25 protein-coding genes are annotated in these 25,277 nt (G+C 67.4%); 11 read left to right on the top strand and 14 right to left on the bottom strand.

What is annotated here, in order from left to right; translation table 11 throughout:
- Positions 1 to 3 precede the first annotated feature (3 nt).
- Positions 4 to 354: an ArsR/SmtB family transcription factor gene (locus ACW5F0_RS00285; RefSeq protein WP_456964051.1), complete on the bottom strand. Its 351-nt coding sequence runs from the start codon at positions 352 to 354 to the stop codon at positions 4 to 6.
- 38 nt (positions 355 to 392) lie between these two features.
- On the opposite strand from ACW5F0_RS00285, the gene arsH reads away from it, so the two are divergent.
- The gene (arsH, locus tag ACW5F0_RS00280) at positions 393 to 1,124 is read left to right on the top strand and encodes an arsenical resistance protein ArsH (protein WP_456964050.1); all 732 of its coding nucleotides are present in this window, start codon (positions 393 to 395) and stop codon (positions 1,122 to 1,124) included.
- A gap of 20 nt (positions 1,125 to 1,144) precedes the next feature.
- Positions 1,145 to 1,546: an arsenate reductase (glutaredoxin) gene (arsC, locus tag ACW5F0_RS00275; protein ID WP_456964049.1), complete on the top strand. Its 402-nt coding sequence runs from the start codon at positions 1,145 to 1,147 to the stop codon at positions 1,544 to 1,546.
- A gap of 30 nt (positions 1,547 to 1,576) precedes the next feature.
- Here the strand turns inward: arsC and ACW5F0_RS00270 are convergent, their stop codons facing one another.
- Together ACW5F0_RS00270 and ACW5F0_RS00265 are read right to left on the bottom strand one after the other, a co-directional pair.
- Entirely contained in the window at positions 1,577 to 3,679 is a 2,103-nt protein-coding gene (locus tag ACW5F0_RS00270; protein WP_456998787.1) for a TonB-dependent copper receptor, read from the bottom strand.
- Between the two features lie 66 nt (positions 3,680 to 3,745).
- Positions 3,746 to 4,168, bottom strand: a complete 423-nt coding sequence (locus tag ACW5F0_RS00265) for a DUF2946 family protein (protein ID WP_456998786.1) — start codon at positions 4,166 to 4,168, stop codon at positions 3,746 to 3,748.
- 203 nt (positions 4,169 to 4,371) lie between these two features.
- Between ACW5F0_RS00265 and nirK the strand changes: the two genes are divergently transcribed.
- Together nirK and ACW5F0_RS00255 are read left to right on the top strand one after the other, a co-directional pair.
- A complete protein-coding gene (gene nirK, locus ACW5F0_RS00260; RefSeq protein ID WP_456964046.1) occupies positions 4,372 to 5,748 on the top strand; it encodes a copper-containing nitrite reductase in 1,377 nt (458 codons plus the stop codon).
- A 156-nt stretch (positions 5,749 to 5,904) separates the two neighbouring features.
- Entirely contained in the window at positions 5,905 to 6,597 is a 693-nt protein-coding gene (locus tag ACW5F0_RS00255) for a hypothetical protein (RefSeq protein ID WP_456964045.1), read from the top strand.
- Positions 6,598 to 6,607: 10 nt separating this feature from the next.
- Here ACW5F0_RS00255 and ACW5F0_RS00250 read toward each other — a convergent pair whose 3' ends face one another.
- From ACW5F0_RS00250 to ACW5F0_RS00240, 3 genes are all read right to left on the bottom strand, one after another.
- On the bottom strand, positions 6,608 to 8,068 hold the full coding sequence (locus ACW5F0_RS00250; RefSeq protein ID WP_456998785.1) for a SulP family inorganic anion transporter: 1,461 nt from the start codon (positions 8,066 to 8,068) through the stop codon (positions 6,608 to 6,610).
- 108 nt (positions 8,069 to 8,176) lie between these two features.
- Positions 8,177 to 8,506, bottom strand: a complete 330-nt coding sequence (locus ACW5F0_RS00245) for a thioredoxin family protein (RefSeq protein ID WP_456964043.1) — start codon at positions 8,504 to 8,506, stop codon at positions 8,177 to 8,179.
- Entirely contained in the window at positions 8,503 to 8,910 is a 408-nt protein-coding gene (locus ACW5F0_RS00240) for a host attachment family protein (protein ID WP_456998784.1), read from the bottom strand. The genes ACW5F0_RS00245 and ACW5F0_RS00240 overlap by 4 nt, the downstream gene beginning before the upstream one ends.
- A 139-nt stretch (positions 8,911 to 9,049) precedes the next feature.
- On the opposite strand from ACW5F0_RS00240, the gene ACW5F0_RS00235 reads away from it, so the two are divergent.
- The 3 genes from ACW5F0_RS00235 (at position 9,050) to ACW5F0_RS00225 (ending at position 11,355) form a co-directional block, all read left to right on the top strand.
- Entirely contained in the window at positions 9,050 to 10,201 is a 1,152-nt protein-coding gene (locus ACW5F0_RS00235) for a two-component system sensor histidine kinase NtrB (protein WP_456998783.1), read from the top strand.
- A complete protein-coding gene (locus tag ACW5F0_RS00230) occupies positions 10,201 to 10,551 on the top strand; it encodes a response regulator (RefSeq protein WP_456964040.1) in 351 nt (116 codons plus the stop codon). Before ACW5F0_RS00235 ends, ACW5F0_RS00230 begins: the two co-directional genes overlap by 1 nt.
- A gap of 285 nt (positions 10,552 to 10,836) precedes the next feature.
- The gene (locus tag ACW5F0_RS00225) at positions 10,837 to 11,355 is read left to right on the top strand and encodes a sensor histidine kinase (protein WP_456998782.1); all 519 of its coding nucleotides are present in this window, start codon (positions 10,837 to 10,839) and stop codon (positions 11,353 to 11,355) included.
- Here ACW5F0_RS00225 and ACW5F0_RS00220 read toward each other — a convergent pair.
- From ACW5F0_RS00220 to ACW5F0_RS00210, 3 genes are read right to left on the bottom strand one after another with little or no spacing between them, the layout of a single operon-like run.
- Positions 11,330 to 12,670 (bottom strand): MATE family efflux transporter, encoded by a 1,341-nt coding sequence (locus tag ACW5F0_RS00220; protein WP_456998781.1) that lies wholly within the window; start codon positions 12,668 to 12,670, stop codon positions 11,330 to 11,332. The two genes, ACW5F0_RS00225 and ACW5F0_RS00220, sit on opposite strands and share 26 nt — an antisense overlap.
- A 7-nt stretch (positions 12,671 to 12,677) precedes the next feature.
- The gene (gene ygiD, locus ACW5F0_RS00215) at positions 12,678 to 13,556 is read right to left on the bottom strand and encodes a 4,5-DOPA-extradiol-dioxygenase (RefSeq protein WP_456998780.1); all 879 of its coding nucleotides are present in this window, start codon (positions 13,554 to 13,556) and stop codon (positions 12,678 to 12,680) included.
- Between the two features lie 56 nt (positions 13,557 to 13,612).
- Positions 13,613 to 13,744: a hypothetical protein gene (locus ACW5F0_RS00210; protein ID WP_456998779.1), complete on the bottom strand. Its 132-nt coding sequence runs from the start codon at positions 13,742 to 13,744 to the stop codon at positions 13,613 to 13,615.
- Positions 13,745 to 13,783: 39 nt separating this feature from the next.
- Here ACW5F0_RS00210 and ACW5F0_RS00205 point away from each other — a divergent pair, with 39 nt between their 5' ends.
- A complete protein-coding gene (locus tag ACW5F0_RS00205; protein ID WP_456998778.1) occupies positions 13,784 to 14,323 on the top strand; it encodes a YgjP-like metallopeptidase domain-containing protein in 540 nt (179 codons plus the stop codon).
- Here ACW5F0_RS00205 and ACW5F0_RS00200 read toward each other — a convergent pair.
- The 4 genes from ACW5F0_RS00200 to ACW5F0_RS00185 are packed head-to-tail and all read right to left on the bottom strand — an operon-like array spanning position 14,253 to position 18,796.
- A complete protein-coding gene (locus ACW5F0_RS00200; RefSeq protein WP_456998777.1) occupies positions 14,253 to 14,588 on the bottom strand; it encodes a DUF3325 domain-containing protein in 336 nt (111 codons plus the stop codon). The two genes, ACW5F0_RS00205 and ACW5F0_RS00200, sit on opposite strands and share 71 nt — an antisense overlap.
- The gene (locus tag ACW5F0_RS00195) at positions 14,581 to 16,248 is read right to left on the bottom strand and encodes a PepSY-associated TM helix domain-containing protein (RefSeq protein ID WP_456998775.1); all 1,668 of its coding nucleotides are present in this window, start codon (positions 16,246 to 16,248) and stop codon (positions 14,581 to 14,583) included. Before ACW5F0_RS00195 ends, ACW5F0_RS00200 begins: the two co-directional genes overlap by 8 nt.
- Positions 16,249 to 16,262: 14 nt before the next feature.
- A complete protein-coding gene (locus ACW5F0_RS00190; protein WP_456998774.1) occupies positions 16,263 to 16,574 on the bottom strand; it encodes an iron uptake protein in 312 nt (103 codons plus the stop codon).
- Positions 16,574 to 18,796, bottom strand: coding sequence for a TonB-dependent siderophore receptor (locus ACW5F0_RS00185; RefSeq protein WP_456998773.1), 2,223 nt, complete (start codon positions 18,794 to 18,796; stop codon positions 16,574 to 16,576). Before ACW5F0_RS00185 ends, ACW5F0_RS00190 begins: the two co-directional genes overlap by 1 nt.
- Positions 18,797 to 19,018: 222 nt before the next feature.
- On the opposite strand from ACW5F0_RS00185, the gene ACW5F0_RS00180 reads away from it, so the two are divergent.
- The 3 genes from ACW5F0_RS00180 (at position 19,019) to ACW5F0_RS00170 (ending at position 22,476) form a co-directional block, all read left to right on the top strand.
- The gene (locus ACW5F0_RS00180; protein ID WP_456998771.1) at positions 19,019 to 19,369 is read left to right on the top strand and encodes a nucleotide pyrophosphohydrolase; all 351 of its coding nucleotides are present in this window, start codon (positions 19,019 to 19,021) and stop codon (positions 19,367 to 19,369) included.
- Between the two features lie 28 nt (positions 19,370 to 19,397).
- On the top strand, positions 19,398 to 21,227 hold the full coding sequence (locus tag ACW5F0_RS00175; protein WP_456998770.1) for a DNA/RNA helicase domain-containing protein: 1,830 nt from the start codon (positions 19,398 to 19,400) through the stop codon (positions 21,225 to 21,227).
- Between the two features lie 88 nt (positions 21,228 to 21,315).
- Positions 21,316 to 22,476 carry an IS30 family transposase gene (locus ACW5F0_RS00170; RefSeq protein WP_456998769.1) on the top strand — a complete coding sequence of 387 codons (1,161 nt, stop codon included), beginning with the start codon at positions 21,316 to 21,318 and terminating at the stop codon, positions 22,474 to 22,476.
- A gap of 62 nt (positions 22,477 to 22,538) precedes the next feature.
- On the opposite strand, the gene ACW5F0_RS00165 is transcribed toward ACW5F0_RS00170, so the two are convergent.
- Complete coding sequence (locus ACW5F0_RS00165; protein WP_456998768.1) at positions 22,539 to 25,151, bottom strand: AAA family ATPase; 2,613 nt, start codon at positions 25,149 to 25,151, stop codon at positions 22,539 to 22,541.
- Positions 25,152 to 25,277: the final 126 nt, after the last annotated feature.

Here is a 25,277-nt window from a genome sequence, read left to right as displayed (position 1 = left end):
GTCTCAGGCTCCGCGCACTTTGCGGGCGGCCTTGGCCGATGGACGCGACGCCGGGGCGCAACGGCCACGGTCGCCACCGCAGCAGTTGCGGGTCAGGAATTCGACCAGGCCGTTCATCGCATCGAATTCGGCGCGATAGGAAATGGATCGGCCCTGCGCCTCGCCTGCGATGAGGCCGGCCGCCGCGAGTTCCTTGAGGTGGAACGACAGGGTGGCGCCAGGCAGGGACAGCGCCTCGGCCATGTCCCCGGGAGTGCGGCCTTCGGGACCGGCCTCGACCAGCAGGCGGAACACGGCCAGCCGCGTGGAATGCCCGAGGGCGGCCAAGGCGATGGTTGCGCTTTCTATTTCCATTTTTCTAGAATAGTCGAAACGTTTTGCGCGAAGCAACCATGACCACGCCCCTCGACCTGCCCAACCTGGCTCCCGCAGCCATGCACGCGCCCAGCCGCGACACACTCGCGATGGAAGCCGGCAGCGCGCACGCGCCGCGGATCCTGATCCTCTACGGCTCGCTGCGCCCGGAGTCCTACAGCCGCAAGCTCGCGCTGGAGGCCGAGCGCCTGCTGCGTCACTTCGGCGCCGAGACCCGCGTGTTCGACCCACGCGGCCTGCCGGTGCAGGGCAGCGTCGAAACGGAGCATCCGAAAGTGCAGGAACTGCGCGCGCTGTCACTGTGGTCCGAAGGCCAGGTCTGGGTGAGTCCGGAGCGCCACGGTGCCGTGAGCGCCGTGTTCAAGAACCAGATCGACTGGCTGCCGCTGGAGGAAGGCGGCGTGCGCCCGACCCAGGGCCGCACGCTGGCGGTGATGCAGGTCTGCGGCGGCTCGCAGTCGTTCAACGTGGTCAACGCGCTGCGCGTGCTCGGGCGCTGGATGCGCATGGTGACGATCCCGAACCAGTCGTCCGTGCCCAAGGCCTGGCAGGAGTTCAACGACGACGGCCGCATGAAGCCCTCGCCGTATTACGACCGCGTGGTCGACGTGATCGAGGAGCTGCTCAAGTTCACGCTGCTGGTGCGCGGCCGCAGCGACTACCTCACCGACCGCTACAGTGAGCGCAAGGGCGACCTGGTCGCCCGGCAGCTGGCGGCCGCGAGCGCCGCGATCGAAACCCAGTCCTGACGCACCCGAGGAGCACCCCCATGCACGCCATGATCTATCACAACCCCCGCTGCGGCACGTCGCGCAACACGCTGGCGCTCATCCGCCACGCCGGCATTGAGCCCGACATCGTTGAATACCTGAAGGACACGCCCACGCGCGAACAGCTGGCCGCGCTGATCCGCGACGCCGGCATCGGCGTGCGCGATGCGATCCGCGCCAAGGAAGCGAAGTACGCCGAACTCGGCCTCGCCGATCCCACGCTGTCCGACGACGCCCTGCTCGACGCCATGCTCGCCGAGCCGATCCTGATCAACCGCCCCTTCGTGCGCACCGACAAGGGCGTTCGGCTGGCACGGCCGTCGGAAGCGGTGCTCGACATCCTGCCGCCGCTCCCCGCGCCGTTCACCAAGGAGGATGGCGGCATGGTGGCGCCGAAGTAACTGCGCCACCCTGCCCCGCCTCGCACGGCATCAGTACGCGTAGCCCACCCGCAGCCAGAACGTGCGGCCCGGCTCGTTGATCCGCACCGCGTCCGCCGGATAGCCGAAGTCGGCATTGCCGGCCAGGTTCAGGTGCTCGCTGTACGCACGGTCGAACAGATTGTCGACGCCGGCCGTGATCTGCACGCCGCTGGCGAACCGGTAGCCACCGTTCAGTGCGATGGTGGCGAAGCCGGCACTGGGGCCGATGTCCTGGCCGACCACGTTGCCGTAGCCCTCGGCCACGCGGTCCTGGCCGGCGACCACGCGCAACAGCGCGCCGGCCGACCAGGTGCCGTTGTCCCAGTCGGCGCTGAAGCGACCTTCAAGCGGCGGCATCTGCGGCAGCGGACGGCCGCTGTCGCGGTCCTTGCCGCGCGCATACGCCAGGCTGCCACCGAACTTCCAGTCATCCGAGGCGCGGTAGTCCACGCCCAGTTCGGCCCCGGCGGTCTGGGCATCGATGTTGGTCACCATCGACATCGGGCCCATCATTCCGTCGATGTAGCGGAACTGGATGAAGTCGTCCACGCGACCGGCGTAGGCCGAGATCCAGGCGTCGAAGCGCTCGCCGCGGTACTGCAGGCCGACGTCGAGCTGCGTGGTCTTCTCGGTGTCCAGGCCCGCGAAGGCGTTGGGCGCGCCCATCGGCCCCAAGTCGGCGGAGAACAGCTCCCAGTAGTCGGGCATGCGCTCGGTGTGGCCGATGCCGGCGTACCCGCTCAGCTTGCGGTCGATGTCGCGTTCGAAGCGGACGAAGCCGGCCTTGAGCGTTTCATCACGTCCTTGCCCGGCGGTGGGATTGGGCATCGCATGGCCGCCGTGGCCATGGCCGCCCGAGACCGTGGCGCGTCCATCATCGACGCCCGCGCGGTCCACGCGCGCACCGGCGATCCAGCGCGTGTCGTCGCCCTGGAACCAGGTGCCCTCGCCGAACACACCGAGGTTGTCGAAGCGCGCATCCACCACCCACGGCGCCGCAAGATACGCGCCGCGCCCCATCGCGCTGCGGCGGCGGTGGCGGCTGTCCTGCGCATCGATGCCCGTCACCATCTCGAACTCCGCGCCGCGCCAGGTCGCCGCCGCGCGCCCTCCGCTCGTGCTGCGTTCGACATTCGACGCCATCGGCATCGGCATCAGACCAGCCGGGTTCGGATCGCGCAGGCTGTAGTTGTCCATCACGTGGTCGGCGACGTTGTGGAACACGCTGGCTTCGAAGGCCTGCAGGCGCTCGCCGATGTTGTCCTTCTCGAAGCGCAGGCTGGTGTTCGTACGATCGAACCGGCTGCCGTCCATGCCGCGCGTGGCGTAGCGCGCCTGGCCGTCGCCGACGCCGACGCCGAGTTCAAGCAGCGTGTCCTCGTCGGGCGTCCAGCCGAGTGCGAAGTCCGCGTTCCACTTCTTCCAGGCCGAGCCCACGCGGTCGCCATTGCCGTCGTCGTAGTCGCCGGACTCGGAGCGGTTGGCGCTGATGCGGGCATAGCCCAGCGGCGCGCCCCAGGTCGCATCGATCACCTGGTCGTTGCGGCCCCAGCTGCCGCCCAGCGCGCTGCCGGCGACCTTCCAGGTGGGGTCCGCGTAGTACTCGCGGTCGCGCTCGAAGCGCACCGTGCCCGCCGATGCGCCCGGCCCCCAGAGCACCGTCTGCGGCCCCTTGATGACCACCAGCGCGTCGTAGGTTTCCGGCGCGATGTAGGACATGGCGTTGTCCATGCGCGACGGGCAGGCGCCCGGCATCGCGCCATCGTTGGTGAGCAGGTTCAGGCGCGAACCGAACATGCCGCGCAGCACGGGATCGCCGTTGCTGCCGCCGTTGCGTACCGCGGTGAAGCCGGGAATCGTCTTCAGGTAATCGGCGCCATCGCTGGCGGGTACCGGCTGGCGCGGCAGCTTCGGGCTGGTTTCCCAGGTGAGCGCCGAAACCGGTGCCGCAGCGGTGACGACGAGCGTGTCGAAGTCGACCGTGCGCGTGGCATCGGCAGCGGTGTCGGTGTTCGCGCTTTCGACGGCGAAGGCGGATGGGACGGCAAGCGCGGCGGCAATCGCCACGAACAGGCAGGACGAGCGGATCGCCGGGCAATACGGGATCGACATGGCAGGGGACTCCACGGGCAAGGCTTGGGATGTGCGCGCGGCGGATGCCGCGCGCGTGGGCGGTCTTCAGCCGTGGAGTGGCGGACCGCGGGAGCCAAGCCCGCTCGGGTGGAACCAGGGAAGCCGCGGCGCGGCGTACGCCGGGAACACTGCCCATGCCGTACTGCCCCGCGGCAGCACGAACCCCGGCTGCGCGACCGCCACCAGCGAAGCGAGCAGCGGGCAGTAGTCGCAGTCGGGACCGTCGACCGGCCCCGGCGGAAGCACCGGCCGCTCGCCGTCGCCCGCAACCTGCGTGGCGTGGTGGCCGTGGTGCGCGTGGGCGGCCCCCGGGGCGACGTGATCGCTTCCGGCGTGCCCTGAAACAATCACCGACGCCGCCGCGCCAGGCGCCTGCAGCATCCGCCCCGCGGTCGGCAGCACCAGCAGGAGCATCACTGCCGTCAAGCCGATCCGGCTGAACCATCTACTGGGCGCGGGGCGTTTCATTTCGAGGTCGATGATCCGCGCCGCCCGGCACGGCCGCCGTGACCCAGGTCAAGCCGATCCGATTTCCATACGCGAACGTATGCGCTTGACCCAGATCATGGTGGCGACGCGGGCAGCGGGATAACTTTCCTCCCAACGGCGAAGGAGCCCGCTCCACAGCCCCACGGCCCCACAGTTTCTTTTAACCGCTAAGGAAATCCGCAATGAGGAACCTTGTACTGCTGTTCGCACTGGCCGCCGCCGGCGGCTTCGTCCCGCACGATGTTGCTGCGCAGGGCTCGGCCTCGGTCGACATGGTGGCCGACGTCACCTTCAGCATGCGCACCGAGATCACCAACGGCCAGATGGTCTTCATCGGCAACGCCGGTGCGATCAAGGACGTGGTCAACCCCGACCTGCGCGTGGCCGAGGGCGCGGTGGTCGCGATCACCATCACCAACAACGACGGCGCCATGCACGACATCGCGGTGCCGGAGTTCGGCGCCCAGTCCGACCAGCTGGTCGGCGTCGGCTCGGCGACCACCATCGTGTTCCGCGCCACCAAGAGCGGCAACTTCGAGTACATCTGCACCATCCCCGGCCACAAACTGGCGGGCATGGCCGGCAACCTGATCGTCGGTGACGTGAAGGAAGAAGTGAGCACGGCGCTCGACGTGGCCAAGAACCCGGCCGAGGTCGGCACGCCGGTTGGCGACCGCGCCCCGCAGCACGTTACCTACGACCTGCTGACCACCGAGGTCGAGGGCCGCCTGTCCGATGGCAGCAGCTACCGCTACTGGACCTTCGACAACACCGTGCCGGGCCCGCTCCTGCGCATCCGCCAGGGCGACACGGTGACCATCAACCTGAAGAACGCCGAAGACAGCATCAACATCCACTCGGTCGACTTCCACTCCGTGACCGGCCCCGGCGGCGGCGCGGCGGTGACCCAGGTGCGCCCGGGCGAGACCAAGAGCTTCACCTTCAAGGCCCTGCACCCCGGCCTGTTCGTGTACCACTGCGCCACGCCGATGATCGCCCACCACATCTCCAACGGCATGTACGGAATGATCCTGGTCGAACCCGAAGGCGGCCTGCCCGCGGTCGACAAGGAGTACTACGTCATGCAGGGCGAGCTGTACACGGCGCAGAAGCACGGCTCGCGCGGCCTGCAGGAGTTCTCGGTCGACAAGCTGCTCGACGAGAAGCCCGAGCACCTGATGTTCAACGGCTCGATGGACGCGCTGACCAAGACCTTCGACATGAACGCGAACGTCGGCGAGGAGGTGCGCATCTTCTTCGGCGTCGGCGGCCCGAACATGACCTCGAGCTTCCACCTGATCGGCGAGGTCTTCGACCGGGTCTACAACCTGGCCTCGTTCACCAGCCCGCCGCTGCTGGACGTGCAGACCACGCTGGTGCCGCCGGGCGGCGCGACCATGGTCGAGTTCAAGGTCGACTACCCGGGCAAGTACATCCTGGTCGACCACGCCCTGTCCCGCGCCGAGAAGGGCCTGACCGGCATCCTCACGGTGCACGGCACGGCGGACCCGACGATCTTCAACAGCGACGAGCCGATCGACGCCGCCTCCGGCCACTGACCGGATCCAGGCTGGCATGACACGGAACGGCCCCCTCGGGGGCCGTTTCTTTTGCGCGCCTGAACGCCGGTGTCAAGTCCCGCGCGGCATCGATTGCTACGAAAGGGTCATGCCGCAGTCACGCCGGGTGAGACGAAGGCGGGGACAATACGCGCCATGCAATCGATGATCGAACTCCATCCGAAACCCGACGCCCTCCACGGCCTCGGCCTTCCCGCCATCCCCTATCCCGTCGCCCTGCCCGCCTTCCAGGCCGCCGTGGCCAACGACGGCGAACTGCCGCTGGCCGACATGCTGCACGGACTGCAGCTGCGTGCCGCCGCCCCGGCCGCGGACTGGCAGCGCATGGCGCCGGCGATGGCGCGGCTGGCGGAACTCCTGGCACCGGAAGGCACGCCTGGAATCGTCACTGCGGGTGGCGGAACGTGGCTTGAGATCGGGCCGATCGACCTGGGTGCGGACGTCGTCACCCTGCAGCGTGGTGAGCTGCTACTGGCCGCGATCACCCCGCGCGATGACGGACGCCTGCGCCTGGCCGCCTATCGTCCACTCGACGGACATGCCCTCAGGATGCTGCTCGCGCTTCCGCGCCCCTCGACGTCGCCCGGGTCAGCGGACCAGCGTGGGCACTGGGAACGAGCGCAGGATGCCGCGGCCGGCGATGGTCCACGCCAGGCCGGCAACGAGGGCCTGAGCTACCTGGCGCACTGGACACGAGGGCTCGGCATCGCCGATGACGGCCGCGAGCTTCCCGAGTGGCGCTCGCAGACAGAGCTGCCCGCGCGCGAGTCCGGCTGTGTGGCAGCAGAGATCGATACCTTCCTCGCGCTCAGTGGCGGCACAGCCTGACGCCTGCCCGTCAGGGGCCAGCGGCGCGGTGCGTCTCCAACCGTGCCACCAATGACTCGCTGGCCTGGTTGAGGCCCACCACGTCCACCTCGGCGCCGTGCCTGCGGAGCTTCAGCACCACGCGATCCAGCGCGGCCACGGCGCTGGTGTCCCAGAAGTGCGCGTGGCGCAGGTCGATCACCACCTTCGCCGGTGCGTGCAGGTAGTCGAAGCTGTTGCCGAACTGCACCGCGGAGGCGAAGAACACCTGTCCACGTACCGCATACACGCGGCTGCCGTCGTCCGCATCCCGGGCGTCCACCGCGAGCAGCGCGCTTACCCGGCGGGTGAACGACAGCGCGGTCAGCAGCACGCCCGTCAGCACGCCCTTGGCCAGGTCGTGGGTGGCCACGGTCACCACCACGGTGCCGATCATGATCAGGTTGGCCGTCTTCGGATGGGTCTTGAGCTCGATGAAGCTTTTCCAGTGGAAGGTGCCGATGCTCACCATGATCATCACCGCCACCAGCGCCGCCATCGGGATGCGCGACACCCACTCCGAGGCATAGACCACCAGCAGCAACAGCACCACGCCCGCCACGCAGCACGACAGCCGTCCGCGGCCGCCTGAAGACACGTTGATCACCGACTGTCCGATCATCGCGCAGCCGGCCATGCCGCCGAAGAAGCCAGTGACGATGTTCGCCGCACCCTGCCCCGCGCATTCGCGGCGGCGGTCGGTGGGCGTATCGGTCATGTCCTCGACGATCTGCGCCGTCATGAGCGACTCCAGCAGACCGACCACGGCCAGGGTCGCGGACACGGGCAGCAGGATGCGCAGCGTCTCCAGCGTCCACGGGATATCGGGCAGCAGGAACACCGGCAGGCTGTCGGGCAGTTCGCCCATGTCGCCCACGGTGCGGATGTCCAGGCCCATCCAGATGCAGGCGATGGTGAGCACCACGATCGCGACCAGCGGCGACGGCACCGCGCGCGTGACGAGCGGCAGCAGGTAGATGATGGCCAGACCGGCCGCGCAGACCGCGTACACGGTCCACGGCATGCCGATCAGCTCCGGCAGCTGCGCCAGGAAGATCAGTATCGCCAGGGCATTGACGAAGCCCACCACCACCGAGCGCGACACGAAGCGCATCAGCGTGTTGAGCCGCAACGCCGCCGCGAGCAGCTGCAGCAGCCCGGCGAGGATCGTGGCCGCGAACAGATACTGCAGGCCGTGGTCGCGGACCAGGACGACCATCACCAGCGCCATCGCGCCGGTGGCGGCGGAGATCATGCCGGGCCGCCCACCGGCAAAGGCCGTGACCACCGCGATGCAGAACGAGGCGTACAGGCCGACCTTGGGATCGACCCCGGCGATGATGGAAAACGCGATCGCCTCGGGAATCAGCGCCAGGGCCACGAGCAGGCCAGACAACAGGTCGCCGCGCACATTGCCGAACCACTGCTCGCGCAGCGGATAGGTGACAGACATCAGGAGGACTCCGGAGGCGCGCGGACCGCACGCCCGGCCCGTCAGGGCGCAGTCATCGCGGCATGGCTGCGGGCAGGCCTGCCAGTATATTGCGGCGCAACATGGCGCTCAAGCAGACGGCAGCGCCGCCCGCAGCGGCGCGAGGTCCGCGGCGGAGACAGGACGCACCACCCGGGCAAGTTCGGCACCCGACTGCAGCAGCACCAGCGTCGGCCACAGCTTCACGCCGAACGAGCGCCCCAGCGGCTTGCCGCGACCATCCTCGATCTTGACGTGCCCCACCCCCGACAGTTCCGACAGCAGGGATTCGATCGCCGGCTGCGCCGCCATGCAGTGTCCGCACCATGGCGCGCCGAACTCGAGCAGCACGGGCTTGGATTCGGCGTCGACTGATGCGCGCTCAGGCTCCGCTCCCGCATAGGCCGCCTGGTAGCTCACGCCGCGGGGCCGCGCAGCGCCTGTTCGATGTCGCCCAGCGGCGCATTGGTCAGCGTCTTGGCGATCTCCGACACGATGCGCGCCTGGACTTCCTTGTGCAGCTGCGGGCGGATGCGGCCCAGCGTTGCCGGGTCGGCGATCAGCACCAGATGTTCGTACTGCTGTTTCAGCGCCCCCTGGTTGAGGCCGTGCGCCAGCTGCTTGGCGAAGGTGGCTTCGTCGATGTCATGGCCAGTGGACTCCTGCGGCATGCTGCCCGACGGTCCGTCGTCGTCCATGTTCATCAGCTCCAGCAGGTCGACCTGGTGCAACAGGGGCGCGCGCTCGTCCCCACGGTTGCGGAACACGCGGGCACCTGTGCCATCGGCAACAACGACCAAGGCGTCGGAAGGAACAATCGTCATGTGAAACTCCGTTCGTTGCGATGGGAACCACCTTCAATGACGCCCCATCAACAACGCGTGACCTACCGTGGGGTCCAGCCGTCCCCGGTTGACGAAGGATTAACGGGTGAACCCATACCGTGCCCGCTCAGGGGGATCGATGCATCCTATTCAGACACGACCGGCGAGCGAGCTGGAAGACGAGACTCGCCAGTTCGCCCTGCTCCTCAATTCGGTCACCGACTACGCCATCTACATGCTGGACGCGGGCGGATTCGTGCGCTCGTGGAACCCCGGTGGCGTGCGGATCAAGGGCTACAGCGCGGACGAGGTCATCGGCACGCACTTCTCGCGCTTCTACACGCCCCCCGACGTCGACGCCGGCCTTCCGCTGCGCAACCTGAGGACCGCCGAAGCCGACGGCCGCTTCTCCGCCGAAGGCTGGCGGGTGCGACGCGACGGCACGCAGTTCCTGGCCAGCGTGGTCATCGACCCGATCTGGGGAGACGACGGTTCGCTGCTGGGCTACGCAAAGGTGACCCGCGACATCACCGAGCGCGATGAGGCCGACCGGCGCCTCCAGGAAGCGCAGCAGGCCCTGTTCCAGGCCCAGAAGATGGAGGCCATCGGGCTGCTGACGCTGGGGCTCGCCCACGACTTCAACAACCTGCTGACCGTGGTGGTGAACAGCCTGGATCTCATCGGACGCAGGAACGCGGACGAGAGGACCGCCAAGGTGCTCGAAACCGCCATGCGGGCGACGGACCGCGGCGTGCTGCTCACGCGGCAGCTGCTGACCTTCGGGCGCGGCCAGGTGCTGGCGACGGAATGCGTCGACGTCAACGCGCTGCTCCGCGAATCCGAAGACCTGCTGCGTCGCGCGGCCGCCGACCTCGTCGACCTGGGCCTCGCGCTCGTACCGGGGACGGCGCCCGCGGAGATCGACCGCGGCCAGTTCGAAGCCGCCCTGCTCAACCTGGTCATCAACAGCAGGGACGCGATGCCCGACGGCGGGCGCATCACCGTGTCCACGTCCATGCGCCGGACGCGGCTTCCGGCCGCTCCGCAGGACGAACCCCGGCTGTTCATCCGCGCGTCCGTCACCGACGACGGCCCCGGCATTCCAGTCGAGCACCAGAGCCGTGTGTTCGAGCCCTTTTTCACGACCAAGGAGGTGGGACGCGGCAGCGGCCTCGGGCTCAGCCAGGTGTTCGGCTTCGCCGCGCAGTCCGGTGGCTTCGCCGAACTCGACAGCACGCCGGGCCACGGCACCACCGTGTCCATCCACCTCCCCGCAAGCGAGGACTGCTGATGTCCCAGACCCGCCTCCTGTTCGTCGAAGACGAAGACGACCTCAGGTTCCTCATCTTCGAGGCGCTCTCCGACCTGGGTTATGACGTCACCATGGCCAGCAACGGCAAGGAAGCGATCGAGAAGCTGCAGGGTGATGCCGTCTTCGACCACGTCGTCACCGACGTCAGCATGCCCAAGGGCGTGACCGGCCTCCAGGTTGCGGAGGAAGCGGCCCGGCTGCAGCCCCAGGCCAGGATCGTGCTGGTGTCCGGGTACCAGCGCTCCCAATTGCCACCGATACCGGAGGGCGCGCAATTCCTGCCCAAGCCCTACCGGCTGCACCAGCTGCTCGGCGTACTGGAAAGCTAGGCGCGCCCGGTCAGGAACACGAAACGCCCGGGAATCCCGGGCGCTCGCTTGATCACACCCTGGTTCAGCGCTTGCGTGCTGGCGCGTCGCCATCGTCCACGCCATCGGCGGACAGCGTTGCTTTGGTGGTCTTCGCCATCGTGCCTTCGTCGCCGCGACCGGCGCTACCCTCGGCTTCGACGCCATCGGCGGCGGCACGCTCTGACGTCCGAGCTCATTGCGGCAAGCGCGGTCGACGTGCCACTGGCACGGGCAGCGGAACGGCTCCTCCGCAGTGGCGAAAGCATGCGCGAACTGCTGGACAAGCTGCTGGTCTACAACCGCTCGCAGATGGGCCTGGGCTTCGAGGTCGACCGGGCGAACGTCGACCTGGCACAGGCCTGCCGCGACGAGATCGAGCAGCTGCAGGCGTCCATCCCCGGGGCCCGCATCCGTCTGCATGGCCCGGACGCCGTGCACGGCATGTTCGACGCCAGGGCCATGCGCGAAGTGCTCGCGAACCTGGTGGTGAACGCGCACAAGTACGGCGACTCCGGCGGCGAAATCCGGGTGGAGCTGCGTGACGGCAACTCCGCGGTGGAACTCTCCATCAGCAACGAGGGCGACACCATCCCCCCGGAAGCGCTGGACCTGATGTTCGAACCCCTCAGGCGTGGCGGCGTGTCTGGAGGCGACCTGGAACATGCCAGCCTCGGGCTGGGACTGTTCATCGTGAGCCAGATCCTGAAAGCGCATGACGGCACGATCCGCGCGGAATCCGCCGCGGACACGACCACCTTCAGGATGCACCTGCCCCGGGCCTGACAAGGCCCCCGTACCAGGCCAACAGCGCCGCGGCTCGCGCCACCACGTACACCACGAACGCCGCCCACAACCCGTGGTTGCCCCAGAGGGCCGCCAGCGGCCATGCGGCCAGCAGGAACACCCCCAACGACACCAGGCCGGCCTGCCGCATCTCCCGCGTGCGGGTGGCGCCGATGAACACGCCGTCCAGCTGGAACGCCGCCACCGAGAGCAGTACGTACAGCGCGGCCCATGGCAGGTGCGTCGCAGCGGCTTCGCGCACCGCGGGCAGGCTGGTCAAGGCCATCACCGCGGCTTCGCCCAGCACCAGGACCAGCACCGCCAGCCCCAGCGCAGTGCCTCCGGCCAGCTCGCTGGTCAGCCGTACCGCGCGCTTGAACCTGCCGCTGTCGCGCGCGCCCCAGGCCGCGCCCACGTGGGCTTCGGCCACGAACGCGAAGCCGTCCAGGAAGAACGCACTGAACGACACCAGCTGCAGCAGGATGTGGTTCGCCGCAAGGGTCACGTCGCCGAAGCGTGCGCCGGCGTTGGCGAACCAGCCGAACGCGAGCAGCAGGCACAGCGTGCGTACGAGGATGTCGCGGTTGGCGGCCAGCGACGCGCGGATGCGCTGCCAGTCGGCGATGCGCGCCCAGGGCAGGAACGGCGCCGCATCGCCGTGGCGCGCACGCAGCACGCGCAGCACCACGATGATGGCGACGGCGAACGTGCTCCATTCCGCGATCGCCGTGCCCAGGCCGATGCCGCGCGCGCCCATGCCAAGCGCGCCGGCAAACCAGATGTCCAGCCCGGCGTTGAGGCCGTTGAGCAGCAGTTGCACCAGCAGCAGTTCACGACTGCGGCCCAAGCCGATCAACAGGCCGCTGATCGCGAACAGGGCCAGCGCCGCCGGCGCGCCCCAGATCCGGGCGCGGAAGTATTCGCCAGCGACCGCTTCCACCGCGTCACTGCCGTCCATCAGTGAGAAGTACAGCCAGGTGACCGGCCACTGCAGCAGCAGCAATGCGATGCCCAGGCCAATGGCCAGCAGCACCGCGCGCGCAAGCGTGGCGCGCACCTCGGGCTCGTCGCCGGCGCCGAATGCCTGCGCGACGAAGCCGGTGGTGCCCATGCGCAGGAAGCCGAAGCTCCAGTACACAAAGTTGAAGAGCAGCGCGCCCAGCGCCAGTGCGCCCAGCTCCACCGCGCTGCCGTAGTGGCCGATGACGGCGGTATCGACCAGACCGAGGCTGGGCACCGCGGCGTTGGCGAGGATGATCGGCCACGCCTGACGGGCGATGGCCGTGCGGGTCAGGCCCGCTGCCTGCGGTGACACCGCCGCGCTACAGGTTGGATTCGTCCGCCGGGACGTTGGCCGCCAGTGGCGCCGCGCCCGCGGTGACGTCGCTGTCGGGCGGGCACTGCGCGCCCACGGTGTACGACGTCATCGACAGCGAGCCGTAGGCCGGGCCTTCCACCAGCACGTCGGCGCCCTTGCCGCTCGCCGCCGCAATCCCCGCCAAGTACAGCAGCGGCAGGAAGTGTTCGTCGGTCGGCGCTGCGGCGGCAAAGTCCGCGTGCCGCATCAGCGCGGCCGCGTCACCCGGCCGCTCGGCCAGCACCTGCTTCGCCGCGGTGTCGAAGCGCTCGTTCCAGTCGAACGCAGAGTCGGGCTGCTTCCAGTCGATCGCGCGCAGGTTGTGCACGACGTTGCCGCTGCCCACCACCAGGATGCCGTGCTCGCGCAGCGCAGCCAGGCGCGCGCCGAGTTCGATGTGGAACTCGGGCGGCTTTCTCGCATTGATGGAAAGCTGCACCACCGGTATGTCCGCGTCCGGGAACGCATGCACCAGCACCGACCAGGTGCCGTGGTCGAGTCCCCAGCCGTCATGGTCGGCGCCGACGAAGTCCGGCTTCGCGACATCGGCCACCTCTTCCGCGAGCTCGGGCAGGCCCGGCGCCGGGTACTGCACGTCGAACAGCGCCTGCGGGAAACCGAAGAAGTCGTGGATGGTCTTTGGCCGCGGCATCGCGGTGACGGCGGTGGCGTTGACGTACCAGTGCGCCGACACCGCCAGGATCGCGCGCGGGCGCGGCACCGATGCACCGAACGCGCGCCAGGCTTCGGTGTAACGATTGCGCTCCAGCGCGTTCATGGGGCTGCCGTGGCCGAGGAAGGCGGCGGGCATCAGGGGCGGCAGGGCCATGGCGACCTCGATCATCCGGTGATGCGGCCAGTATGCGACTGTCCGCGCCGCGCTGCGCCCTGGCCCCTGCCCTAGTAGTAGCCCGCGATGTTGATGAACCAGCCGCGGTGGTCGTACTCGAGATCGGTCAGGTCGTCGCTGAACGAGGTGAAGTTGTAGCCGGCGCCGATCTTGAAGTTCTCGGCGATGCGGCGGTACGCCATACACTGGAGCTCCCGCACCCATCCCTGCCGCAGCACGCGATGCACGCCTTGAAATACCTCGCCGGCTACCCGCAGCACCTCCAGGCGCAGGTGCGGGGGCTGATCGACCAGGACCGGCTTGGCCCGTTCCTGAGCGGCCGGTATCCCGACGCCCACGCCGTGCGCACCGACAGCCAGCTGTACGAGTACGTGCAGGCGCTCAAAAGCCGCTACCTGCGGAAGTCCGCTCCGCTGGGCAAGGTGCTCTACGACGGCAGGCTGCAGGTGCTGAAGCACGCGCTCGGCACCCACACCACCATCTCGCGGATCCAGGGCAGCCGGCTCAAGGCCAGCCGCGAGATCCGGATCGCCAGCGTGTTCAGGGACGCGCCCGCTGCCCTGCTCAAGGCGATCGTGGTGCACGAACTCGCGCACCTGAAGGAGTCCGACCACAACAAGGCGTTCTACCAGCTGTGCATGCACATGGAGCCCGACTACCACCGGCTCGAATTCGACATGCGGCTGTATCTCACCTGGCTGGATGGCGCCGCACCCACGGCGCGAGCAGCCGCAGGCGACGGGGTCGGCTTGAAAGGATGAGTGCCGTTGCGGCGGCCGCGGCAGCCAACAGCATCAACCACACCAGCACCGCCATGGTCACGTGGTCGCTGCCCAGGCAGCAGGGCAGCGCGAGCAGCACCGCGACCATGCCCAGCCGTCGCAGCCCCTTCAGTTGCACCGGCGGCGGCAGCCGACCCCACGCCTGCAGCGCGTGCACCGGCATCGCCAGCGCCAGCCAGCCCATGCCGGCGAAGGCGCACAGGGCCGCCGCAACCAGCCAGAGCGTGGCGCCGGGCTCATGCATGGCGTGGCTCCGTGGCGGTGACAGCCGCCTGCCGCACGAGCGCGCGATGGCCCAGCCTGTGCGCGACCACGCCCGCAGTTGCGGCCACCGTCAGCAACGCCAGGTCCACGCCGGCCACCGGCCAGTAGCCATTGGCCAGCGTGCGCAGCAGGTGGTCGCCGGTCGTCACCCAGTTGAGCACCGCGGCCGCGACCGCGAGTACGGCGATCGCCCACGCCTGCTCGCGCCACGCCGGGTTCGACAGCCCGCGCGCCACCGGCGCGCTGCGCCAGCCGGCGTGGAGCAGCGCCAGCACCCAGGTCAGCCAGAACGCGCGCTGCTCCCAGTCGCCGCGCGCGGGCAGATCCACGGGCAGCAGGCGGTTGGCGATCAGGATCCCGAGCGCCGCCAGCACCATGCCGGTCACCGTGGTCACCGCCAGCGCATCGACCACGCGCGCGCCCTGCACGCCGCGCGCCGCGTGCTGCCGCTTGCGCTTCTCGACGAAGAACACGAAGCCCGTCGCGATGCACACCGCGCCCGCCAGCCCGCCAAACACGTACAGCCAGCGCAGCAGCCAGTGGCGGAAATGCTGCAGGTGCAGGCCGGTGAGGAACTCGGCCACGCGGCCCACGGCGGTGGGCGGCGGATCGACGCGGATCAGTTCGCCCGTCGCGGCCTTGAAGTGGATGCCGTCGCCGACCAGCGCGATGCGGTCGGTGCCGGCGCGGTACACGCTGACATAGCCGTTGGCGTCGCCCACATGCATCAGCACCAGGAAGCCGACGTCGCCCGCCTTGCCCGCCGCCTCCCAGCGCGCGCGCGCGTCGGCCACCATCGCGTCGACGTTGGCGAGGTCGGCCGGCACGCCGGCGCGCTCGTGCGGCAGCCCGGTCTGTTGCGCTTCAAGTGCGGCGGCGCGGTCGTGCAGCTCGTGCAGCTGGGTGTGGCCGAGCGGGAAGTAGTAGGTGGCCGCGAAGATCAGCAGGCCCGTCAGCGCGAAGAAGAAGTGGAACGGCAGCGCCACCACGCCCGTCAGGTTGTGCAGGTCGAGCACGCTGCGCAGCCGCTGCTTGCCCGGGCGGAAGGTGAAGAACTCGCGGAAGATCTTCCGGTGCATCACCACGCCGCTCACCAGCGCCGCCAGCATCACCAGCGCCGAGAAGCCGACGATCCAGATGCCGAGGTTCTTCCAGTCCAGCGTCAGGCCGTAGTGCATGGGATAGAAGAAGCCGCTGCCGACCTTGAGCCGATCGTCGGGCAGCACGTGCCCGTCGCGCGGGTCGACGGTGGCCTCGGCATAGATCTGCTCACCGGGATGCTTGGCGTTGGGCACCTCGAAGCCGGCGAACAGCGCCACCACCGGGTCGCGGTGGGTGGTGTAGGCGCTCCAGTAGGCGATGGTGTCGAAGCGGTCCGGCAGCTCACCGTTCGCGCGCGGGCGCATCGCGTCGATGGCCTCGGGCGTCGGCTGCATGCGCTCGAAGGCCGGGCGCAGCACCGCCTCATAGGACGACATCGGCTGCGGCTCGATGCGCGTTGCCGGGATCGCCCAGCGGTCGAACTCGCGGTCGAACACCGACAGCGCGCCGAAGAAGAACGCGGCCATCAGCACGAAGCCCAGCACCAGGCCGAACCAGGTATGGAGCCAGGCCATCGCCTGGCGGAATGTGGCGAACATCGGCTGCATCCTCCTCAGACCAGGGCCGCCTGCACCAGCGAGCCCACGCCGGCCAGCACCGCGCCGCCGACCAACAGCACCGCCCACACGCGCCACAGCCGCCGCGCCGCGATCGCCCACAGCAGCGCGGCGAGGAAGGCCAGCACCCCGACGAGGCTCGACAGGAACTCCGCATCGTGGAAGCCCATGCCGGCCGCGACCGCCAGGCTGGTGCACGCGGCCACCAGGCCCCAGGCGAAGCCGTAGCCGCCGAGTACGGCGGCGGCGATCCGCGCCACCAGCGCGAGGCGCGGCGCGGTGGCGTGCATGGCGGGCGTGACGGACATCAGAACCTCCAGTCGACGCTGAGCGTGTAGTTGGCGGGCGCACCGTAGTAGCCGCTGTAGCGCAGGGTATTGATGTATTTCTCGTCGGCGATGTTGTTGGCGTTGAGCCGCAGCGTGGCGTCGGGTGCGAAGTCCCAGGCGACGAACGCGTTCGCCACCGCGTAGCTGTCCTGCTGCACCCGGAAGCCGCTGGCCTCGGTGTTGAAGATCCCGCTCTGCCACCGCCCGCCGATGCCCCAGGACAGCGCCTCGTAGGCCGGGAAGCGCCCGCTCAACAGCAGGTTGGCCGTGCGGCGTGGCACCCAGGGATAGGTGTCGCGGCCGTCGAGGCCGTCCAGGCGCAGCGCGGTGTAGCCGGCCACGAGATCGAGGCTGTCGGTGATCCGCCCCACCGCCTCCAGCTCCACGCCCTTCGATCGCACATCCACCGGCGCATAGATCGCCATGCCGAACTCGTTGTACTGGCCCGTCGGCGTGGCCAGGCCTTCCTGGTCGGCCTTGAACACCGCCACCGTGGTCAGCAGCCGCGCGTCCAACCAGTCGGCCTTGATGCCGGCCTCGTAGTTCACGCCCTGGCTGGCATCGAGGTAGCGGTCGTTCGCGTCCACCTGGTCCTGCGGCTGGTAGATGTCGGAGTAGCTGACATAGCCGAGCACGCGGTCGGTGAAGTCGAAGGTCAGGCCGCCGTAAGGACTGGTGTGCTTCGTGGTCTGGTCGAAGGTCAGGTCATAGGAATTCCCGCTGCGGCGGTAGCGCGCGTGGTTGGCGCCGACGATGGCCTTGAAGCGGTCGGTGAGCGCGATGCGCGTCGCGGCGAAGGCGCGCGTGAGCTCCTGGTTGAGTTCAGAGTAGAGGTTGGGCTCGCTCCAGGCCGGCTCCGGGATGGCGTTGGTCGGATACGGGAACGGCGGCAGCGGGCCCCAGGCCGGCGACGAGAAGTCCGCCGTGCGCTCGCGGTTGTCGGTGGTGCTGCGCGCGCGGGCCAGGCCCACCATCGCCTCGTGCTCGCGCCCGAACATCTGGAACGTGCCGTTGAGCGTGGCCGTGCCGAGGTGCGCCGTGGCCTCGTCGTCGCCGCCCCAGGGATAGCCGGACAGGCCCAGGCCGGTCTCCGGGTCCAGGCCCGTGCCCATCCCGTCGAAGGCGTAGAACATGCGCTCGTCACCGGTGTTGCGGCGGTAGTTGTACGACAGCTTCAACTGCCAGTGGTCGGCCACGTCGTGCGTGTACTCGGCGAAGGCCGTGTGCGCGGTGGTGTCCCAGTAGGTCCAGTCCTGGGTGGTGCTGGTACTGCGCGGCCACACCCGCTGCGTGCCATCACTGTTGGTGAAGGGCAGCGCGCCCCACATGATTCCGTCGGACTCCGCGCGCTGGTACGAGTAGCCCAGCGTCAGCGTGCCGCGATCGCCGACCTGGCCATCGACCACGCCGTAGAAGAAGTCGCGGCTGTTCTCGTTGGCCCGTAGCCAGGAATCGCCATGCTCGTGCGCGGCCACCACGCGCCCGGCCCAGGTGCCATCGGCGGTGAACGGCGTGGAGTAGTCCACCTCCGCGCGCAGCGTGTTCCAGGAGCCATAGGCCAGCCCCACCCTGCCCTCGCGTTCATTGGTCGGCCGCTTGCGCACGTAGTTGATCGTGCCCGCCGCGTTGCCCACGCCGGTCAGCAGCCCGTTGGCGCCACGGATCACCTCCACCTTCTCGTAGCCGGCGGCATCGACCGCGCCGGTGGTCACGCCCCAGCCGTTGGGCAGGCCCACGCCGTCGACCTGCGTGTTGAGGATGTCGAAGCCGCGCGCGCTGTAGCTGGTGCGGTTGGTCTCCCACTCGTCCACGCGCACGCCCGTGGCCAGGCGCAGCGCCTCGTTGACGCTGTTGGCGCCGAACTGGCGCATCTGTTCGGCGGTGACCACGGAGATGGACTGCGGGGTCTCGCGGATCGAGAGGTCAAGGTTGGTGGCGCCGTTGCTGACGCGGTTGGCGCGCTGGCCGACGACGCGGATGGTGTCGAGGTCGGTGGCGGCGAGGGTGCCGGTAGTAACGGTGGCCTCGGCGGCAGGTTGCGCGGCGGGCTCGGCGGACTGGGCCGCGGCCAGGCCGGGAGCAGTGGCGAGCATCAGCGGCAGGGCGAGCGTGATGGCGGTGCGGAGCGGGCTGGCGCGGAACGCGGGATCGGTGATGCGATCGCGGGAGGGCCGCGAAGGGATCGGGCAGGTGGGGTGCATTGAGGGTCGCTGGTTGTCGGACGTAGGGATCAAGCCCTGTGTCCGCTGGCGACCTCAGCTGGCGGGACGAATCGGGTTGGCGGTTCGCGGCGGCGAGGGGTCCGGGGCGAATGGGCGTATTAAATGCGAATGATTCGCGTTTTGCAATCCGCGCCGGTTTGGCGAGGCTCCATGCTCACCCGCCGCCTATACTCGGCCCAGGTCAGCTCCGGGGGGAGACGGGTGAGCCAGGACATCGAGGAACTGCAGGCCGCGCTGCGCCGCTTCGCCGACGAGCGCGACTGGGGCCAGTTCCATTCGCCCAAGAACCTTGCCGTGTCGCTCTCCCTTGAAGCCGCGGAAGTGCTGGAGCACTTCCAGTGGCTGACCGAAGAACAGAGCCGGACCCTCGACGATGCGCGTCGCCAGGCCGTCGCCCACGAGATCGCCGACGTGCTGCTGTACCTGCTGCAGCTGTCCGACCGGCTCGGCATCGACCCGCTGGAGGCCGCCCGCCAGAAGCTCGCGCTGAATGCCGAGCGCTACCCCGCCGACAAGGCCAGGGGCACGAGCCGGAAATACACCGAGCTCTGAATCCCGCGAACGACGGAGGGAGGCTGTCGTGATCGTCTACCAGGCAACCAAGCAACGATTCCTGCACGACAACGATCACGCGCAGATCGAGGACGAGGTGCAGCGCGCGTTCGTCAAGAAGGTCGGTCGTTACGTCTCGCAGGGCGAGTTCAAGTCGTGGCGCCATTCGCTGGCGGCCATGGCGCGCGTGCTGCGCGACCGCGATATTCCCGACGACATCGGCGTGGGCATCGAATTCGGCATCGGCCAGACCGCCAAGCGCATCGACTTCGTGATCTCCGGCACCGCCAATGACGACACGCCACACCTGGTGATCGTCGAGCTGAAGCAGTGGTCCAACTCGCGCATCAGCGAGAAGGACGGGATCATCATCGCCAACCGCGGCGGCAAGGCCGAGATCGAAGGCCCACACCCCAGTTACCAGGCGTGGTCGTACGCTGCGCTGCTCAACGGATTCAACGAGGCCGTGTACGAGTCCGGGACCGAGCTGCGACCCTGCGCCTACCTGCACAATTACCGGGATGACGGCGTCATCCGCCATCCGCATTACGCCGCGTACCTGGACAAGGCTCCGGTCTTCCTCGACGGTACAGACGAGCTGGAAAAGCTGCGCGCCTTCATCAAGCAGCACGTGCGCAAGGGCGACCGCGGCAAGCTCCTGTACGAGATCGCAGAAGGCCGCATCCGCCCGTCCAAGATGCTGGCCGACAGTCTCGCGAAGATGCTCAAAGGCAACCGCGAGTTCGTGCTGGTGGACGACCAGAAGGTGGTCTACGAGACCTGCCTCGCCAAGGCCCAGCAGGCCAGCGATGCGCGCAAGCAGGTGGTGATCGTCGGGGGCGGACCGGGAACCGGCAAGTCGGTGGTGGCCGTGAACCTGCTGGTTGAGCTGACCAAGCGCGGGCAGCTGACCAAGTACGTGTCCAAGAACGCCGCACCGCGTGCGGTCTATGCGCAGAAGCTGGCGGGAACGCTGCGCCGCGTAGAGATCGGCAACCTGTTCGGCGGCTCGGGCGCCTTCCACGAAGCGCAAGCCAACACCTTCGACACCTTGGTTGTGGACGAGGCGCACCGCCTCAACGAGAAGAGCGGCCTGTACGGCAACCTCGGCCAGAACCAGATCATGGAGCTGATCCGTAGCGCCCGCTGCACGGTGTTCTTTGCTGATGACGATCAGATCGTGACGCTGTCTGATGTCGGCCGCATCGCCGAGCTGGAGCGCTGGGCGCTGGAGATGGGGGCGGAGGTCACCCGGCTGGAGCTGGCATCGCAGTTTCGCTGCGGAGGCTCGGACGGATACATCGCCTGGCTGGACAACTTCCTGGGCATCCGCGAGAGCGCCAACACGGACTTCGACCGCGACGCGTTCGACTTCCGCATTGTTGATTCACCCGTCGAGCTGCACGACCTGATCCGGGAGAAGAACAAGCTCAACAACAAGGCACGCGTGGTCGCGGGGTATTGCTGGGACTGGAAGAGCAAGAAGAACCCGGATGCGTGGGATATCGAGTTCCCCGAGTTCGGCTACAGGGCGAAATGGAACCTGGACAAGGATGGAAGCCTCTGGATCGTGGCACCGGATTCTGTCGAGGAAGTTGGCTGCATCCATACCTGCCAGGGGCTGGAACTGGACTACGTCGGTGTGATCATCGGGCCAGACCTGCAGTGGGTCGATGGTGTACCAAGCGTGTTCCCTGAGGAGCGGTCATCCATGGACCGCACGGTTCGCGGGTACAAGAAAGCACTCAAGGAAGACCCAGATGCCACGCGCGCTCGGTTGGAGCTCATCGTACGCAATACCTACAAGACGTTGATGAGCCGGGGGATGAAGGGGTGTTACATCCATATCGTGAGATAGGCGTCATTCGAAAAGTCTGCTTCCGACGGCGGTTTCATACCATCGATGCAACACATAGCTAGCTGCCTGAGCAGCAGGAGTGTTGCGGATGAAGCGAAGGAATCGGATCCGGTACACGGACAGCCAGAAGGCCTTGATGTGGGACCGGTGGCAGCAAGGCGAGTCGCTCCACCAGATTGCCCGGCTGTTTGATCGGCATCATTCGTCGGTTCGCGGGATTCTGGCCGAGTCCGGTGGCATCCGGCCAGCACCTCGTCGCCGGTCGTTACAATCCTTGAGCTTGGCTGAGCGCGAAGAGGTCTCGCGGGCACTGGTAGCCGGGCACTCGCTCCGCTCGATCGCGACAACGCTGGGCCGGGCTCCGTCGACAATTAGCCGCGAGATCCGGCGTAATGGTGGTGCCGAATGCTACCGCGCAAGCCATGCGGATCAGGCCGCCTGGGACCGGGCGCATCGGCCAAAGGCTTGTAAGCTGGCGCTGCATCCCGCGCTGGCGAAACGGGTGGCGGACAAGCTGCAGCAGCAATGGTCGCCGCAGCAGATCGCAGGCTGGCTGATGCGCACCTACCCCGACGATGCGACCTGCCAGGTGTCCCACGAAACGATCTACCGCACGCTCTTCATCCAGTCGCGTGGCGCACTGAAGAAAGAGCTCTTGGAGCACTTGCGACGATCGCGGGCGATGCGTCGTTCTCGTCACCACACCCAAAAGACGGCCAACCACGGCCGGATCAGTGACACGATATCGATCAGCGAGCGGCCAGCCGCGGTTGAAGACCGAGCCGTTCCTGGCCACTGGGAAGGCGACCTGCTGTGCGGCAGCAGCAACAGCCAGATCGCCACGCTTGTGGAGCGCAGTACCCGTTACGTGATGCTGGTGAAGGTCGACCGCAAGGACACGCAGACGGTCGTCGATGCGCTGATTCGGACCGCGAGGAAGCTGCCAGACGAGCTCTACAAATCGCTGACATGGGATCGCGGAAAGGAGATGGCGGACCATCGCCGCTTCACGCTAGCAACGGATATCCAAGTCTACTTCTGCGACCCACAGAGTCCTTGGCAGCGTGGGTCGAACGAGAACACCAACGGCCTTCTACGGCAATACTTCCCGAAGGGCATAGACCTGTCGACATTCTCCCAGGCCAAGCTCAACGAAGTGGCCAGGCGCTTGAATGAGCGACCACGTAAGACCTTGGGTTACGAAACACCAATCGAGCGATATCGACAAGCTGTTGCATCGACCGGTTGAAACCGCCACCCAAAGCGGACATCTAACAACTAAGCGACTGAATGGCCGAACAGTTGTGTCACTCACAAGCCACCTGCCTTACGCTTCTTGCCTGTTTCGATGCTGCGCTTCTCGACCTCCAAACGCCAAGTTTCCAGTGCATTTATGTCGGCCAGCAGCTCGTCGGGCTCGGGAACTGCAATGCCGCCCTCTAGAGCCTTGTCGTGGGCGTAGTTGGAGCACTTCGACATGCCGGCGCTGATCCTGGCGTAGTCCTCGTCGTCGACCACGACGCCGGCGAGCCGCTGGGTTTCCACACCCTTACGGAAACGAAGCACAACTTCGCGCAGCAGGACTTCCTCGACGGCACGTTCCCAAGTCATCCGTAGCCGGACGTAGGCGTCCATGGTCTGTTTTCGATGCTCCTGTTCTTCGCCGTCCTTGTGCAGCTTGGCGATCAGCTGCTGCTGAGCTTTCAGCGCGCCGATCCGCTTGCTTGCATTCTTGCCTTGAAACGGCAGCTCGGGATCGGCGATTCCGAATCCTTCCGCGCGCCGGACGAGACTTTGGCTGGAAATCGTCGTGCCGGCCAGTTTCGCTTCTTCCAACAGCAGGCACAGAAAGTAGATGTCGTGGGTGAACACCACGACCTGACGGGTGGCGGCCTCGGCGGCGAGGCGCTTGGCGACGTGCTCGCGCCGACGATGGTCGAGTGAGGAAACGGGGTCGTCGAACACAATGCCGCCCTTGTCGCCGTTCAGCCCGATCTCGGCTAGGAACGAGCCGATCGCCACGGCGCGTTGCTCGCCTTCGCTCAGGATGTCGCCGGGGCTGCGGCTCTGGGGCAGTTCCAGCTTGAGTTTGTGTAATGCCTTGCCGCGGTCGGCGCGACTTTGCAGCGACACCTTCAACGTGCCGACGCCCAGTGCCTTGAACTCGCGGTTCAGCGCATCGGCCAGTTCCTTGGAAACAACCTTCTCGGCCATGTCCGATGCCTTCAAGGAAATGGCATTGGTCTTCACAGCAGAGAGGCACTTCGCGAGTTTGGCCTGATGGCTGAGTTTGCCGACGGCCGCCACCACGGCATCCCTGACCTGACTCAGTCTGGTGCGTGCATCGAGTTCCATGTACTGCTTCTGTAGCGCGGCGCGGGCTTTTTCGTCCGATGCCTTATCCAGCGTCTCGGCTTCGGCGTTGAGCTTGTCGGCCAGCGCCTGCAACCGCGTTGCCGGGTTCGCCAACGCCTGGGCGACGGCCTCCCATTGTTGAGATGTCACCGCCGCTTTGATCCCTTCCTGACGCGCTGAAAGCTGAGACTCGAACGCCTTGGCATCGGCCGCCAATTGCGGGTCCATTGCCTTGATCTCGTCGTGGGTTGCGTCGTCGAGGCCCAGCGCCAGGTTCTGTGCAGCGAACGGCTTATATCCCGCTATCAGAGCTGCGCGGCGCGCCTGCGCTGTCTTCTCCGCCTCCTGCTGGATGAATGTTTCGAAGCGTTGCAGGCGGGCGGCGCCTTCGGCGAGCGGTTGCTGGCACAGCGGACACGGCGTATCCGCGCCCAGCTCAGGGAAAGCTTTGTCTGGGTGGGATTCGGTCGCGAACTTGCGGGCGGCGTCGAACAGTTCGCGCCAAGCTTCGCCCCCGGTGCCAGGCAGAAGGTGCTCGCTCTCATTGAACTCCTTGGCCGCAATCGCTGCCGCTGCCTGTGCGGTGCGGAAGCTGTCCGCGAGTCCGCGCAGCTTGGTGACGACTGGCTGGTCCACCAGTGCACCCTTGCTGGTGGCGTTCGTAGCGATGGTCGCGACGCGGCGCGCCTGTAGACGCAACTGACTCGCCTTTTCCTTCGGGTTGTTTTCTTTCAGGCCCTTATCCAGTTCCGCGTGCTGTGCCAGTTCCTCCGGCGTCAAGGTGGCCAGCGCGTCGATCTGGGCTTGGGTTGTCTTGGCCGACAGCGCCGTGATCAGCATGCCGACCGCAGTGTCTCCCCGCAGCGGCGCGAATGCGGTCAGATCGACGGCGTGCTGCGCCTGTTCCGCTTCGATTGAAGTCTTCAGCTGCCCGAAGACCTTCGCCAAGGCCCCAAACACGTCAAGTCCGTAGGGGACGTAGGAGAAGTCGTCTTCGCTGTCGAGATAGGCGCGTGCGCACCGCGCGTCGAAGATCGCAAACGAAGACAACTCAGGAGGCGCCGCCTTTCCATGTGTCCATTGCACATCCTTGGCGACGCCGTCCACGGTGATCTCGAACGTGGCTTCCGCAACGCCAGCCTTGGCGGCAGGGAGATGGGCGTTGGGGTGGATCGCCTCGGTCTGGTCGCGTGCGCGACAGGCCCGCTTCAGTACCCGCGAGTATCCCGATTTACCTGAGCCATTGTCGCCGTAGATCACGGACAACCCGGCAGTATTGAAGGGAAGGCGCTGGCTCTCAGCGAGCGCGTTGACGTGGCGCATGTCCTTTATCGCCAGCAGCTCGATGTGCGTGGAGTTCTTGACCGGTGCTGGGATTTGGTCTGCGGTGAGTGGCTTGGGCGTGCGGCCCTTCGGATCGGGGATGCCGTGCGCCAGTTTCAGCAGCGCAAACAAGTCGTCCTGATCGTCCGTGGAAAGGGTTTGTTTAGCCAGCAGGCGGGCTACCGCGTCGCTTTGCCATGTGGGCAACGTCTGCGTCCAGACAAGTATTTCTTGCAGTATCGACATGGTTCCCCCTACCAGTCCCAGTGCAGGTCTTCTCTTATCGCTAACTCCCAGGCGACCAAAGCTACCGGCAGCACCTAAGACCTGTCCACTTGATCGATTCGGCTTAGCCCCGTCAAAAGGTGATGG

The sequence above is a fragment of the Luteimonas sp. A534 genome, assembly GCF_054072805.1.
The sequence above is the reverse complement of the archived record's forward strand: the minus strand, read 5'-3'. Positions and strand labels throughout refer to the sequence as shown.